Below are 14,262 nucleotides of genomic sequence, written 5' to 3'. Positions count from 1 at the left end.
AGTTCGCTGGACTTTTTTATATAAAAATTCCGTTTAATCACAGTTAATGGATATACAAGCATGCAAGATATTCGCGATTTAACCTCAGTGCTGCGCTCTAATACACCAATCGTAGTGATTGAAACCTATGAAGAATATCGCGTAGTCGAGCTGCTTAAACGGATCGCCAGTGTACTCTATCAACCCGTATTTACTTGGAGCATTACCCAAGGCTTAGCCCGGGTCGATAAACCTATGGCGGCGCAAAAGTTTAATAGCGAACCCACAGATCTGCTCGGACAAATTAAATCAACGCCACAGAAGGGAATTTATGTGCTGTGCGACTTTCATCCCTTTGTGATTGATGCACCTAAGAATATCCGTTTACTCAAAGAAATCGCCCTCGAGTACGAGACGCGGCAGCACACCTTAGTGCTGGTGAGTCATGCCTTTGATATCCCGCCCGAAATCAAACGTTATTGCGCCTATTTTCAATTAACTTTGCCAAGTACAGTGCAATTGCAAAACCTGATTTACCTTGAGGTCGATAATATTCGTAACCAAGGTATGCCATTACAGGTTGATGATGTCGCCGTAACAAAACTGGCGGAGAATCTGCGGGGCGTGACCTTAGACGATGCACGCCGTTTGGTGCGCAAAGCCATAGTCGATGATGGCGCTATTAGCTCGTCGGATATCGATGCCCTTAATAAAGCCAAATTTCAGCTACTCGATCTTAATGGCGTACTGCAATTTGAATACGATACCAGTGATTTTTCGGAGATCGCCGGGCTACATAATCTCAAAAAATGGCTTAAGCAGCGCTCGCCCATTGCGGCAGTCAAGCATGATACTGGGATAACAAATACTAACGATGTACCCACAGTGTTGGATATGCCAAAGGGAATATTACTGCTTGGCGTTCAGGGCAGTGGTAAGAGCTTAGCGGCTAAGGCGGTTGCGGGTGTCTGGCAAAGGCCCTTGCTCAGGCTCGATATGGCAGCCTTATATAACAAATACATAGGCGAAACCGAGAGGAACCTGCGCAACGCACTGGATCTGGCTGACATGATGTCGCCCTGTGTGCTTTGGATAGATGAAATTGAAAAAGGTTTAAGCGGTAGTAGCAGCGATGAGGGCACATCGACGCGAATACTCGGCACTTTACTCACTTGGATGGCGGAGCGTAAATCTGAAGTCTTTGTGGTCGCTACTGCCAATGATATTCAAGCTTTGCCGCCAGAGTTGATGCGCAAGGGCAGGATGGATGAAATCTTCTTTGTCGATTTACCCGACGAAGCCATACGCAAAGCTATCTTCTTAATCCACTGTCAGCGCCGTGGAATCGATGTGGCGAGCTTAGATCTCGCCCAGTTATCGGCCCGCAGCCAAGGATTTTCCGGCGCTGAAATCGAACAAGCCGTTATCGCTGCCATGTATACCGCAAGAAGTGTCGAGCGCGGTGTCGAACAGGCGTTATTACTCGAAGAGCTCAGCAAAACGCGGCCTTTATCTGTGGTGATGAGTGATAAAATTAATGCGCTTAGGCAATGGGCAGCAGGCCGAACCGTGAATGCCCATGAGTAAGATTTTTGCTTGGTACCATAAGTGCTAACTAGCATTTTTAAACGCTATATTGGCTTAGTTATTTTCGACATTCCCAAGGTACCGTTATGAATGATGAGTCGTTTTGCTGGATATTAGTGATACAAGGATAAGAGATTGAAAAGTATATATGAACTGATTGATATCGAAGACTCTGGCATAAAAGTAGTCAATGAAATGGTTGCTGGTGCTGAGCATTATGTAGAGATTCTGCCGCCTTCAAAGGATCGGGTTGAAGTACTTGAATCCCTTCAGGTATCGACTCGTTCGGTATTAGGGGCTATTGCCTACGAAACCGGTGGGATTTTGATCGACAATGGATGGATTCGATTTTTCGGCTCTGGACATGAAAGATTGTCTAGAAACCTTACTGATTGGAATAGAAATGCACATTATCTTTTAGTGGCGAATGACGTAGTTGGTGGATTTTTTGCTATCAATGGCGGCGGTTTAGGCGCAGATGTTGGGAATATATACTATTGGTCGCCAGACTCAATTCATTGGGAAGGGTTAGAAATCGGGTTCACAGATTTTTTTCAATGGTCAGCTACTAAGAGAATCAATGAGTTTTATGCGAGTTTAGGTAAAGATCGCTTTCAAAAAACCTATTCACAGATAGCTACAGATAAATGCCTGAGCTTTTATCCATTTTTATGGACGAAAGAAGGTTCTATTGAAATAAGCAGCGTGAAAGTGGTGTCAGTTGATGAAATGTATAGGCTGAAACTGGAATTATTAACCTCATTTAGCTAATTCGTTTACCCGCTGATTTTATGAGTACTTCTGCAACAATTATTTGTTATAAACATCTAATGTGTTGATTACTAGATGTTTGATTCAATATGGATGGGCTGTATATGCCATCCATTATTAACTTCGGAGGGGACAGCGCCAAGATCTAGCTGATGTTTTTGGCGGTATCTTGGGTTTTCTCGTTACTGCTTGCATCAAAAATCAAAGCTGTCGCTATCACAAAAGTTGTCGCGGCAATGCCTAATGGGTGCTTTAGTGTTTGGCGTGACAATATCTCTCTAAATGGTTTGAATCTTAGCGGTATCACTGCCCAGTGATACCGCCAATGTTGCTGATTTCAATCTTGATGATTAGATGTCAAAGGCGAGACTGCCCGGAGTCAGGAATGGCCAACTTAGACGCGTTGGTGAACTCTCACCCTGCGCACCAAAGAAGTAAGCTGTTCTTGGGGTGGCGTAAACTACACTGCCCTTTTGCAACCCGAGTTCCTGCAGATTATGGTGGGTGAATTTGGCTTCCCACAGTTCTTCGCTATGCCAGCCGTGTGGGGCTAATTCCAGTCTTACTTCGGCGCCAATGGGGGTCATGGCGACAATATTGAACGGCAAATTGGCCTGACTATTGGGCTTATTTGACAGCGCTAATTCGTGGCTGCGTACATAGAGAACACCATCTTGCTGCAGTGTTTGTTGTTCTGGAGGCGTTAAAAATGCTTGGCCATTTTCCCAACGCTTTTGTTGCCAACTGGCCTCAAAGACATTAACGTTACCAAGAAAATCAAACACAAAGCGACTATTGGGGTGTGAGTATAGCTCAGCAGGGGTATTAATCTGTTCTATATGACCATTGCTCATTACTACCACTCTATCTGAGAGCTCAAGTGCCTCATCCTGATCGTGGGTCACAAACACGCTGGTGAATTTCAATTCATCATGCAGGCTGCGTAGCCAGCGGCGTAGTTCTTTACGCACTTTAGCATCCAAGGCGCCAAAGGGTTCATCCAGTAGCAAGACTTCTGGTTGGGTTGCGAGTGCACGGGCCAAGGCAATGCGCTGTTTTTGTCCTCCCGAGAGTTGTTCCGGATAGCGCTGTGCGAGGTGGCCTAGTTGTACTGTTTCTAGCAGTTGTGTCACTCGCTTATGAATTTCTGCCGCCGAAGGCCTTTGTTTTTTCGGCATGACTTCGAGTCCAAAAGCGACGTTATCGGCGACCGTCATATGGCGAAACAGCGCATAGTTTTGAAACACAAAACCCACGCGTCTTTCACGCACATGCACTTGGGTGACATCTCGGTTGCCGAATTGAATTTGGCCGCTATCGGCGCCTTCAAGACCAGCAATAATCCGCAGCAGTGTGGTTTTGCCTGAACCCGATGGCCCCAGCAGACCAATCATTTCCCCTTCTTGAATATCGAGATTAAGGGGGGAAAGCGCCTGAAATTGGCCAAATTTCTTGGAAATATTAGTAAGACGAATACTCATAGTTGGCTCTGCTCTTTATTGTCATTGGCGGTTAAACTGCGTTGTTGCCGCCATTCCACTACGGCTTTTAGCATTAGGGTAAATAGGGCGATCAGGGCCAGTAATGACGCGCTCGCGAAGGCGGCTTCGGCCTGATAATCTTCGTACAGTAATTGCACATGTAAAGGTAAGGTATTGGTTTCGCCGCGAATGTTGCCAGACACGACAGCAACGGCACCAAATTCTCCTACGGCTCTGGCATTGGTGAGGATCACACCGTAAATCAGTGCCCATTTGATGTTGGGTAGGGTCACGCGGCGAAAGAGTTGCCACCATGACGCACCGAGGATCACCGCGGCTTCTTCTTCCGATGCGCCCTGTTGTTGCATCAAGGGGATCAGTTCTCTGGCTACAAAGGGGCAAGTGACAAAAATGGTGACTAATAGTATTCCCGGCCAAGCAAACATGATCTGCAGATCGTGCTCATATAGCCATTCGCCCAGCCAGCCACTGTTGCCATAGAGCAGTAAATAGAGCAAACCTGCGACGACCGGGGAGACCGCAAATGGAATATCAATTAGCGTGATCAATAACTTGCGACCGGGGAATTCAAAGCGAGTCACGCTCCACGCCAGCATGATCCCGAACACTAAATTGATGGGGACAGTGAGCGCCGCAACCATTAGCGTCAAACCAATCGCATGCAGCGAATCCGGTTGAGTTAGGTGCCCAATATAACGCTCCCAACCTCCGATAAACGCTTGCTGAAAAATACTCACTAGCGGCAATAGTAACAAGAGCAAGCCTAAGAACACGGCGAGGGTAATAAGGCTCCATTTGATCAGGGGCGCTTCACCGACTCTTAAGGGTTTAAATGAGTTCATATTCGCTCCTTATCGCCCATGAATGCGGCGCAGATAACGCGCCTGCCATAGGTTTATCAGCAGTAATAGCAGTAGTGAGGTCATCAGCACTACTGAGGCAATGGCACTGGCCCCTGCAAAATCAAATTCTTGTAGGCGCACAAAGATCATTAACGAAGTGATTTCACTGATATAGGGCATATTGCCCGCGATAAAGATCACTGCACCAAACTCACCTAGACTGCGGGTAAAAGACAGTGCCGTTCCAATCATTAATGCTGGCCAAAGGGAGGGCAAAATAACCCGCCAGAATACCATGCGATCCGAGGCGCCAAGGGTCATTCCCGCTTCTTCTTCCTCGTGGGATAACTCTTCGAGAACGGGTTGTACCGTACGAACCACAAAGGGAATACTGGTGAAAATCATCGCGACCACTATGCCTAGCGGGGTGTAGGCGACTTTTATGCCCCATTCTGCTAATAGACTACCGATTTGGCCGTTTTCCGCATAAAGGGTGGCTAAGGTGATACCGGCAACGGCGGTCGGCAAGGCAAAGGGTAAATCTACCAAGGCATCTAAAATGCGCTTGCCGGGAAATTCATAACGCACGAGTACCCATGCGAGTAATAACCCGAAAAGGCAGTTAAATAATGATGCCGCGAGCGCCGATAGTATAGTGACTCGATAACTGGCAACCACTCTGGGATCGGCAATCACGCCCCAGTATTCGGACCAGCTCATTGAACTGGTCTGCATGATTAGGCCTGTGGTCGGCAATAATAGGATTAGGCTGACAAATAGTAGTGACACACCTAAGCTGATGGTAAAACCGGGAAGAACCCGCTTATGGCGTAAACGCCCGTTATTAAAAATCACAGAATAATCACCCGATCAGGTTAATTGCGTTAAACCAATACTATTTATAAGGTTCGCTCGTTGTTGGCTCAAGCCATTTGTAGGATGCCATCTTTACGGCTAACACTGATTGATAAATGCCAATTAGCGATAAACCCGAGACTTTGCTCGGGTTCAATGTTGATATCTTACTACATTAAAGGTGATATCAGCGCTTTAATAGCTCATCGAGTTTTGCACCGTTAGCAAACTGGGTTTTCATGGCATTATCCCAACCACCGATGATTTGCTCAACGGTTAAAAGGTCAACCGTAGGGAACTGCTTAGCAAACTCAGTTTTAACCTTTTCGTTGTGTACCCGATAGTTGAATCCTGCCAGTAGGCGCTGTGCTTCTTCACTATACAGATAGCTCAAATACTCAGTTGCTAGCTCTAATGTACCGTTACGCTTAGCATTTTTCTCAACCACAGCGACGGGGAACTCTGCCAGAATCGATGTTTTTGGCACTATGACTTGGTAATCGTCCGCACCATACTGCTGGCGAATATTGTTCACTTCCGATTCAAAGGTAATCAGCACATCACCGATACCACGTTCTACAAAGGAGGTGGTCGCACCGCGGCCGCCAGTATCAAATACTGCGACATTGCCGAGGAATTTTTTCAGGAATTTATCCAGTTCAGCCTGATTATCCTTACCATAGCTTTTTTGGGCATAACCTAATGCGGCTAAATAAGTGTAGCGGGCATTACCAGAGGTTTTTGGGTTAGGAAATACCAGCTTAACGTCATCTCTCGTTAAATCGCCCCAGTCGCTGATTTGCTTTGGGTTACCCTTACGCACCAAAAATGCGATGGTGGAATAGTAAGGTGAGCTGGCGTTAGGCAGTAATTGTTGCCAATTTTCCGGGATCAATTTACCGCGATCGTGTAGCACTTGTACGTCTGTCACTTGATTAAAAGTCACCACATCTGCGGGTAATCCCTGCAGAATTGAGCGCGCCTGTGCCGATGACCCTGCATGAGATTGTTTAATCTCAACGGTTTTACCTGTTTTCTCTTGCCAATGTTTGGCAAAAACGGGGTTGTAGGCATTGAATAATTCCCGTGCGATATCATAGGAGGAATTAAGCAGGGTTTGATCTGCGGCGGTGACATTGAGCGAGGTTCCCAGAATGAGGGTTCCTAGCAGGGCCTTTATCAATTTTACGGACATTTTGAACTCCTTAATCTGGCAATTTTGTCAGCGTTATGACACCTAGAGTAATAGAACTAATTATTTATAAAAAGCCAATTGAATAGAACTAATTTGAATAACTATGAGCGATTTATTTTATGCTATAAGCAGTATTCGCCGTGTTTGTTCGGGGCAACCCACTTAGAATAGACTATCGCTTAGCTGTTTTTATCAAGTAAAGGATAATCCTAGTGTCTGACTTTCCGACAATTGAAGCCTGCATCGGGCAAACTCCGCTGGTTCGCTTGCAGCGGCTTAACTGTGGCACTTCCACTGTACTGTTAAAATTGGAAGGTAATAACCCCGCGGGTTCAGTTAAAGATCGCCCTGCACTCAATATGATCATTCAGGCCGAACTTCGCCAAGAAATAAGCCCGGGTGATACGCTTATTGAGGCAACGAGTGGCAATACCGGGATTGCACTGGCGATGGCGGCGGCAATCAAAGGATATAAGATGATCCTGATTATGCCGAACAATTCGACACAGGAGCGTAAGGATGCGATGCAAGCCTATGGCGCAGAACTTATGCTGGTGGATAATATGGAAACTGCACGGGATTTGGCGCTGCAGTTACAAAGTGAAGGCAAAGGTAAGGTACTGGATCAGTTTAATAACCAAGATAACGCTCATGCGCATTTCCTCACGACAGGCCCTGAAATTTGGCAACAGAGTCTAGGCAAAATCACTCACTTTGTGTCAAGTATGGGGACGACAGGCACCATAATGGGGGTGTCTAAATACCTTAAAAGTTGTAATCCTGACATCACAATCGTTGGTCTTCAGCCCGCCGATGGCAGTGCTATCCCTGGGATCCGGCGTTGGCCGCAGGCGTATTTGCCTGGGATTTTTGATGCTTCCAGGGTTGATTTAGTGATGGATATTGAAGAGCAAGATGCAAAAGCCATGGCGAGAACCTTAGCGCGAGAGGAGGGGATTTGTGCCGGAGTCAGCTCCGGTGGTGCCGTGTTTGCGGCGCTGGAGATTGCTAAACAATATCCGGGTTCTGTGGTCGTGGCGATTGTCTGTGACAGGGGCGATCGTTACCTTTCGTCGGGGCTTTTTTCCTGAGTTCTAGACTTTTTTTCTAAGCATACATATCGATATGAGTGCTTTATCGGTAACTAAAAATGGGCGAGATACGCCCATTTTTACCATGTAAACCTGATCATTTTTTCGGTGGGAACTGGGCTAAGATCCGGCTGACGGCTTTAGCTGTGTCTTGGGCTTTTTCATTACCGCCTGCGTCGAAGTCATATTTGTCGCTGCCTCGCCAAATTAATTTATTGGTCTTAGGGTCGATAATATCTATCTGAATCGTTTGTATTTTTGCGGTATCACTCCCCAGCGGCACGCCAACACTGGTGCCTATTCCAATTCCGCCTGAACTTCCGAAACTGCCTGTTCCTAAGCCAATAGAAAGACCTGAATCCTTAGGTTTATCTTGGGTGAGTAGGGCGTAGGCAACATTAAAATCGGGTGATACTGTGTTTTCTACAAACCCCTTTTGAGCCAATTGCTGATTAATTTCTGTTTGAATACGCTGGGCACTTAGCGGGTCGTCCGTTGACGATGGTGTGAGCTGGGTGAAGTTGTGCAATGTGCTGAAGTCGTAATTGAGGTCGTAATCGTTTTTAGGTTTACTGCTGCAAGCGCTTAATAGGGCGACTGCGAGGAGTAGGTTAATAAAGTGTCGATATCCCATGATATTGCTCCAAAAGTTGTACAAACTCTGCTCAATGTGCCTTGATTAAGCTTGTTCCTGCAAGTACTTTAGATAAGAGTGTTGAATTTTTAGCGTTAATTTAATGGCAGGTTCAATACGCTCCGATTAATGCAGATGAATTATGGCAGAGAATCTCTATCATCATGGAACAGTTAGCCTTTTTTGAGATCCCAAGCCCTTGTATCGGTGTGTGTGCAACCGATGCGCGGGGCTATTGTAAAGGTTGTTTGCGTAGCCGTGATGAACGCTTTAATTGGCTGAGTTTCACCGATGCACAAAAGTACGATGTGATCCGCCTCTGTAACCAGCGTAAGCGTCGCCGCCAACTGGCAGCGATCAAGGCGCAGCAACTGCAAATAGCACAGGAGAGGGCGGCATTAAATCCGCAATTGAATTTTGAGCCAGAGAGCTGCACAGATTTAGACTTTGGTGACTTCGAGCTAGATTGAGATGTTGGATAACGTCTAGGTTAGATAACCTGCTGAACTTGCCGTTTACATTTCCCGTTATATTTATCGCAGGCTGTTACTCGATTTATCCTCACCCTGACTAGAATTTGCGCTTCTTCGGCCACGTTAGGCTAAAGCGTGTTTGTTGCGGGTTGCTTACCACAGTCACATCCCCTTGATGACGTTGCATAATACGTTTGATAATCGCCAATCCTAATCCATGCCCTTTATTGCCATTTTGTACCGACTGACTGCGATAAAAAGGTTCAAACACTTTGGGTAAATCAACTTCTGGGATAGGTTCTCCATCATTGCTCACACTTAAGGTGACCTTCTGCTGGGTTTGGGTGACTTCAATGTTGATACCTGTGCGGGCGAAGCGTTGAGCGTTAGTGACTAAATTTTGCAGGGCGCGCTCGATTAAGGCGGGCTCACCGATAAGGGCTAAGGTACTGAACTGTGTTTGCAGTTGAATAGGGAGCGGGCTTAAGCTTTCTAGGCGTTTAATGGTTTGATTTACCAGTTGGATCAGATCGTACTCATCCAGTTGAATTCCTTCCCGCTGGGATTCTAGGCTGGCGTAGGTCAATAATTCGTGGAGCAGATCTTCCATTTCCTTAATATCGAGTTGCATCTCATTGAGAAAATCTTGGCGCTTTTGTTCGTCAGAATCCGGCTGACAATACATGGGCATAAGTGCAAGGGCGAATTTGAGCCTTGCCAGTGGCGTGCGGATCTCATGGGATACCGCATTAGAGAGGTGTTTTTGGTTCTCAATTAGGGCGCTGATATGGCGCGCCATTTCATTAAAGGTGCAGGCTAAGGGTTTGACTTGGGAGCGATTCGACAGGGTTATACGCGTATCCCATTTTGCTTCACCAAATTCCTTTGTGGCCTTACGCAGTATGCTTAAGTCCCGAGAAAGGGGGCCTACCCAAATTAGCGCGACTAGGGCAAGTGACAGATAAAAGAATAAAGTGAATAAGTTACGTAGGTTAGCCCTAGGATCTATATCTAAAGGTCCCGCCATCAATACTTGATCGCCAACCATGATAAATTGAAACTGCTCGGCATCGTTCGTGGTGGTGGTCACCACACGATTTGGACTGAGTTGTTGATCCTTGGCTAAGGCAACTTGGTCGGCATCGAGCAGGTTTAAAGGCAGTTCAGGATTACCCGGCAGCGCCTCAAGATACGCTTTACGAGTATCCTGAGGTAGCTGTGCCAAGAGCTGCGCGAGTGCAACGAATGGCGCATCGAGTGCATTGTTATCATCGACATTTTTCTGCCATAGGCTGTCGAGTGTCCACCCTATGCCAAGAAAGCTGAGGCTAAGTAACAAATATAAGCTGATAAAGAGACGTTTCACTGTTGTGGCTTAGTTATTCCAGGCCTCAGGAGCAAAGAGATAGCCTTGGCCCCAAACGGTTTTAATTCTAAATGGCGTCTCTATATTATCGTTGAGTTTTTTACGAAGTCTTGAGATGCGCACATCAATTTTTCGATCTTTCCCATCAAAATCAATATTAAGCAGCAATTGGTAGATATATTGACGGCTTAGCACTTGTCCCGCTTGCGAGGCCAGTAGCCACAGCAACTCGAACTCATGGCTGGTTAAATCGACTTCTTTATCATCGAGTCTAATCGCATGGGTGTGAGGATCTATGCTCAGTTTTCCAAAGGTTAAACAATGGGATTCGGCTTGAGGAGGTTGGTTTTGGCGACGCAGTAAGTTGTTGATCCGTGCGACTAAAAGTGCGGGATCTACGGGTTTTACTACATAGTCGTCGGCGCCGAGTTCTAACCCTTTGATTTGATCTTCACTCGAACCTAGTGCGCTCATTAGTAAGATAGGGCCGGCAAAGTAGTCGGGTAACTTTTCACATAGGCTAAGGCCATCCATGCCTGGCAGCATGATGTCTAACAAGATGATATCGGGTTTGTAGTTGAGTAAGCGTGTTAATACTGTATCGCCTCGGCGTTCCACTTCAACGTGCATGCCGTGGGATTTCAAGTAATCAACAATTAAATTCGCAAGACGGACATCGTCTTCAACCAATAACACTCTGTGGGGTGATTGTGGATTCGTCATTAAAATAAACTCCAAGGGTTACGGTAACGTCTGCGCACCTGAGGCTGCGAGGTTGACGTGATTTTTAGTTTTGCACCTGCCAAGGTTTGATTGCTTTCCTTGCTCACCAAGACGAAATGGATATCGGTCAAGGTGCTCACATTTAAGCTGATGCTTTGTTGTTCTGGTGTATCACTACACCACTTAGGGTAGTCGGCATTATCTGACAAGATACAAATCAGTTCGTTGTGGGGGGATTCCCAACGTAATTCGACTCGGATCTCACAGGCTTGTTCATCGGCGCCTGTGATGCATATTTCGGGTGTTAACTTAAGACTGGAAACATCACTCGAGGCGGCTTGTGCAACATTAAGGCCCATCAAGCCGAGGCTTAGACCTAATCCGCAAAGTAAGCTAATACGAGGATGAGCCACTAATGTTAAAACCTATAGGCTGCGCCAATAAAATAGGTGCTGCTATAGTCTTCATCGAGCAAGGGACTGGCGGCAATTTCATCGGCAATTTGAGTGTAGCGAACTGCCAATAGCAGATCCCAGTTGTCTGTTAATATATAGCGTGCCGTGACTTCTGCACCTTGGTTCCAACCCGAATCAGCTTGGTACTGTTCACTCCAGTAGGCATTTTCACTTGGGCGAACACCGTAGTAATAGTCCACAACCTTTTCACTCTTCCAATCAAACACCAGCGACAGGTCGATAATCCAGCGATCAGGATGCCAGACATAGGTCCACTTTATTTGCGCTTCAGAGCCGTTATGCACATTAAACATATCATGGGTGTATGCCAATCGAATTGTACCTAACTGACTGTAGATAAAGGCTTCGGCACCACCAAGTAGGGTGAAGTTCCGCGACTCCAGCGAATTAAATTCGGGATCAGGTTCACTGCTCAAAGAGTTAGCGGTTTTAAAGTTAGCCTGCTCCTGTGTGCTACGGGCAAGAAAGATATTGGAGGGATCCCAACGGTAAAAATAGGCCCTATCTAAGCTATAGCTTGTCACTAAGTTGAGGCTAAAATAATTTTGTTCGGTCAAGTTATAACCGACATTGCCATTATCGAAAAACCAATGTTCGCCATAGTAAGCCACTGAGGGAATAAAAAAGACGGGAATATCGTCGAAATCCCTTAATGGGTTAGTTTTTTGTCCCCAACCAACGGCAACGCCTAAATCCCAATTTCGCATCTCTATACATTCATCTTTTGTCGCGCAGGAGTCCTTCGCCATTCCAATAGAAGGCAAACAGAGGCTGGTCAATAAGATAACTAAAATACGATACATGATTTAGCGTTTGGGATAGAGGTTGTTATCAGAGGGAAACAGATTAGCATTTTATGCTGAATTCGACAGTGCTTTCACCTGAAGGGATGCAAAATGATACAGATATCATATAAATAGCTGTAATGTAGATGCTGTAATGTAGATGCTGTAATTATTTGAAAGATAACTTGAAATGCACCAAATGCTTTATTTGCAGGTTGCTGTGCGGTTAATGCAGGTGTTAATTCTATGTATTGTTTTATGGTGAGATGCAGCTAAAAAGATGTGAAAAGTGAGGGTTTTTGAAATGAGTAATGCCATTCGATAGGTGAATGGCGTTACAAAAAGCGCTGAAAACCGAGGAAGGAGACTACGCTAAAGGAATGGGGTGAATAGCCTTAATTGAGTTCTTTTACGGTTTGATAACCCATTTCAGTTAATTGGTCATTCACACAATCGAGCACGTATTGCTTTAATTCGGCATTTTCTACTTGATCTTCAGATGCCATCTGTTGGCAAACCTCAGTCAGTTGAGCTATGTCGCTTGCAGGCGCGGGGGGAAGGGTCGATTCATCGGCCAGGGTTGCAAAACTGATTAAGGCCGACAGAGTGATAATAGTAGATAACGTCTTCATTTTATTTCCTTTAGTTATTGATTGTTAACATCAGACTAAGATTTGTGTTCTCAATTTTACTGCGTCAACAGCAGCAATTTATCACTGCTATTATTTTTTGGATATAAATAATTGCGAGTGAGTTTGCTAAGTATTATTCCCTATAGCGGGCAAGGAGTTATCCCTCTTGCCTCCGCCCTTTAATCCCTGCTCGCTTAGCCTAATTCAAGCGTTGATGCTGATATATGTCCCAAGGTCGCTGTGGACCTTCTCTCTGAGATTACTTGCTATGGGGGATGTCGCAGAACTAAGGGATATAGATGAAAATTTGTTTAAAGTAGGATTTATCTCACTCTTCTATCAATATTGTGATGAAGCTAATAATTTACGCTGTTTTTATGGCGCTTTAGTCTTAGCTTATTTATGTGCAAATGATTGAACTTTGAACTGGTGCAAATTTGCCTGCTAAAGCTTGATGCGACTCACTCTTTGGTGGGGGTTTTTATAGTTTATTGAATCTTAAAAGATTAATTTTATGGCGAATTTAAATCATGCCAATTTTTAAAAGTTAATTAATTTATGTTACTGAATTTATTGTATTTAAATCTTGATTTTTAACTTTTTATGTTTTCATTGCTAATAGTTTAACTGTTCAATAGAATGCGTCACTTTCGTTAATTTATTGTATCAGTGCACTTTGTAATGTATTGATATTTTGGTTAAAAATCTCTCGGAGATCTCTCGTGTCGACAAAATTGGCAAATCCTGCACCATTAGGTCTAATGGGCTTTGGTATGACGACCATTCTGCTAAATATCCATAATGCTGGATATTTTCCCATCGATTCCATGATATTGGCGATGGGTATTTTTTACGGCGGTCTTGGCCAAGTCATTGTAGGTATTATGTGTTTTATGCGTGGCGATACCTTTGGAACAACGGCTTTTACGTCCTATGGTTTATTTTGGTTGACCTTAGTCGGGTTAATTTTGATGCCAAATGCAGGTATTGCCGCGAGCCCAACCTATTTTATGGGATGGTATTTAACGCTTTGGGGGATCTTTACTGCGTTTATGTTTGTAGGATCATTGCGTTACCCAAGGGCTAAACAATTTGTGTTTGCTTCATTGACCCTGCTATTTTTCTTGCTGGCTGCCCGTGATTTTACTGGCAGTGCTTTGATCGGCACGATAGCGGGCTTTGAAGGGATCATTTGTGGTGCGAGTGCGATTTATTTTGCGATGGCGCAAGTGTTGAATAACGAATATGGCCGCACCATTTTACCCGTTGGTGAATTGAAAAAATAACCTCAAGATGATTGAGGATTGGGCAAGTTGATAGACAAAAGGCTGATACTTATCAGCCTTTTTTG

The 14,262-nt window shown here is 45.1% G+C and carries 15 protein-coding genes; 5 read left to right on the top strand and 10 right to left on the bottom strand.

The window, feature by feature from the left end:
- Positions 1–60: 60 nt before the first annotated feature.
- Positions 61–1,566, top strand: a complete 1,506-nt coding sequence (locus MJO46_RS07510) for an AAA family ATPase (RefSeq protein ID WP_253988785.1) — start codon at positions 61–63, stop codon at positions 1,564–1,566.
- 135 nt (positions 1,567–1,701) lie between these two features.
- Positions 1,702–2,337 (top strand): DUF2625 family protein, encoded by a 636-nt coding sequence (locus tag MJO46_RS07505; protein ID WP_253988784.1) that lies wholly within the window; start codon positions 1,702–1,704, stop codon positions 2,335–2,337.
- A gap of 350 nt (positions 2,338–2,687) precedes the next feature.
- Here MJO46_RS07505 and MJO46_RS07500 read toward each other — a convergent pair whose 3' ends face one another.
- The 4 genes from MJO46_RS07500 to cysP all read right to left on the bottom strand — a co-directional run bounded on the left by MJO46_RS07500 (position 2,688) and on the right by cysP (position 6,731).
- Complete coding sequence (locus MJO46_RS07500) at positions 2,688–3,818, bottom strand: sulfate/molybdate ABC transporter ATP-binding protein (RefSeq protein ID WP_131523841.1); 1,131 nt, start codon at positions 3,816–3,818, stop codon at positions 2,688–2,690.
- Entirely contained in the window at positions 3,815–4,681 is an 867-nt protein-coding gene (gene cysW, locus MJO46_RS07495) for a sulfate ABC transporter permease subunit CysW (protein WP_253988783.1), read from the bottom strand. Before cysW ends, MJO46_RS07500 begins: the two co-directional genes overlap by 4 nt.
- A 9-nt stretch (positions 4,682–4,690) precedes the next feature.
- Positions 4,691–5,536 (bottom strand): sulfate/thiosulfate ABC transporter permease CysT, encoded by an 846-nt coding sequence (gene cysT / locus MJO46_RS07490; protein ID WP_253988782.1) that lies wholly within the window; start codon positions 5,534–5,536, stop codon positions 4,691–4,693.
- A 187-nt stretch (positions 5,537–5,723) separates the two neighbouring features.
- Positions 5,724–6,731, bottom strand: coding sequence for a thiosulfate ABC transporter substrate-binding protein CysP (cysP, locus tag MJO46_RS07485; RefSeq protein WP_253988781.1), 1,008 nt, complete (start codon positions 6,729–6,731; stop codon positions 5,724–5,726).
- 212 nt (positions 6,732–6,943) lie between these two features.
- Between cysP and cysM the strand changes: the two genes are divergently transcribed.
- Complete coding sequence (gene cysM, locus MJO46_RS07480) at positions 6,944–7,822, top strand: cysteine synthase CysM (protein ID WP_253988780.1); 879 nt, start codon at positions 6,944–6,946, stop codon at positions 7,820–7,822.
- Between the two features lie 97 nt (positions 7,823–7,919).
- On the opposite strand, the gene MJO46_RS07475 is transcribed toward cysM, so the two are convergent.
- On the bottom strand, positions 7,920–8,456 hold the full coding sequence (locus MJO46_RS07475) for a DUF4136 domain-containing protein (protein WP_253988779.1): 537 nt from the start codon (positions 8,454–8,456) through the stop codon (positions 7,920–7,922).
- A gap of 164 nt (positions 8,457–8,620) precedes the next feature.
- Here MJO46_RS07475 and MJO46_RS07470 point away from each other — a divergent pair, with 164 nt between their 5' ends.
- Entirely contained in the window at positions 8,621–8,926 is a 306-nt protein-coding gene (locus MJO46_RS07470) for a DUF1289 domain-containing protein (protein ID WP_253988778.1), read from the top strand.
- A gap of 100 nt (positions 8,927–9,026) precedes the next feature.
- Here the strand turns inward: MJO46_RS07470 and MJO46_RS07465 are convergent, their stop codons facing one another.
- The 5 genes from MJO46_RS07465 to MJO46_RS07445 all read right to left on the bottom strand — a co-directional run bounded on the left by MJO46_RS07465 (position 9,027) and on the right by MJO46_RS07445 (position 12,911).
- Positions 9,027–10,295, bottom strand: a complete 1,269-nt coding sequence (locus MJO46_RS07465; protein WP_253988777.1) for an ATP-binding protein — start codon at positions 10,293–10,295, stop codon at positions 9,027–9,029.
- A 9-nt stretch (positions 10,296–10,304) separates the two neighbouring features.
- Positions 10,305–11,018 carry a response regulator gene (locus MJO46_RS07460; protein ID WP_198782553.1) on the bottom strand — a complete coding sequence of 238 codons (714 nt, stop codon included), beginning with the start codon at positions 11,016–11,018 and terminating at the stop codon, positions 10,305–10,307.
- The gene (locus MJO46_RS07455) at positions 11,018–11,431 is read right to left on the bottom strand and encodes a DUF3019 domain-containing protein (protein WP_253988776.1); all 414 of its coding nucleotides are present in this window, start codon (positions 11,429–11,431) and stop codon (positions 11,018–11,020) included. Before MJO46_RS07455 ends, MJO46_RS07460 begins: the two co-directional genes overlap by 1 nt.
- A 5-nt stretch (positions 11,432–11,436) precedes the next feature.
- Positions 11,437–12,297, bottom strand: coding sequence for a MipA/OmpV family protein (locus MJO46_RS07450; RefSeq protein WP_253988775.1), 861 nt, complete (start codon positions 12,295–12,297; stop codon positions 11,437–11,439).
- A 377-nt stretch (positions 12,298–12,674) separates the two neighbouring features.
- Positions 12,675–12,911, bottom strand: a complete 237-nt coding sequence (locus tag MJO46_RS07445; protein ID WP_253988774.1) for a hypothetical protein — start codon at positions 12,909–12,911, stop codon at positions 12,675–12,677.
- Positions 12,912–13,633: 722 nt separating this feature from the next.
- Here MJO46_RS07445 and MJO46_RS07440 point away from each other — a divergent pair.
- On the top strand, positions 13,634–14,197 hold the full coding sequence (locus MJO46_RS07440) for an acetate uptake transporter (RefSeq protein WP_253988773.1): 564 nt from the start codon (positions 13,634–13,636) through the stop codon (positions 14,195–14,197).
- Positions 14,198–14,262 lie beyond the last annotated feature (65 nt).

Source organism: Shewanella sp. KJ2020 (assembly GCF_024197625.1).
Classification (GTDB): Bacteria; Pseudomonadota; Gammaproteobacteria; order Enterobacterales; family Shewanellaceae; genus Shewanella.
The sequence above is the reverse complement of the archived record's forward strand: the minus strand, read 5'-3'. Positions and strand labels throughout refer to the sequence as shown.

Bases quoted from the DNA above. Each gene is read 5' to 3' on its own strand.
- MJO46_RS07510 (WP_253988785.1), top strand. From the start codon at position 61: ATGCAAGATATTCGCGATTTAACCTCAGTGCTGCGCTCTAATACACCA.
- MJO46_RS07500 (WP_131523841.1), bottom strand. From the start codon at position 3,818: ATGAGTATTCGTCTTACTAATATTTCCAAGAAATTTGGCCAATTTCAG.
- cysW (WP_253988783.1), bottom strand. From the start codon at position 4,681: ATGAACTCATTTAAACCCTTAAGAGTCGGTGAAGCGCCCCTGATCAAA.
- cysP (WP_253988781.1), bottom strand. From the start codon at position 6,731: ATGTCCGTAAAATTGATAAAGGCCCTGCTAGGAACCCTCATTCTGGGA.
- MJO46_RS07475 (WP_253988779.1), bottom strand. From the start codon at position 8,456: ATGGGATATCGACACTTTATTAACCTACTCCTCGCAGTCGCCCTATTA.
- MJO46_RS07470 (WP_253988778.1), top strand. From the start codon at position 8,621: ATGGAACAGTTAGCCTTTTTTGAGATCCCAAGCCCTTGTATCGGTGTG.
- MJO46_RS07460 (WP_198782553.1), bottom strand. From the start codon at position 11,018: ATGACGAATCCACAATCACCCCACAGAGTGTTATTGGTTGAAGACGAT.
- MJO46_RS07450 (WP_253988775.1), bottom strand. From the start codon at position 12,297: ATGTATCGTATTTTAGTTATCTTATTGACCAGCCTCTGTTTGCCTTCT.
- MJO46_RS07445 (WP_253988774.1), bottom strand. From the start codon at position 12,911: ATGAAGACGTTATCTACTATTATCACTCTGTCGGCCTTAATCAGTTTT.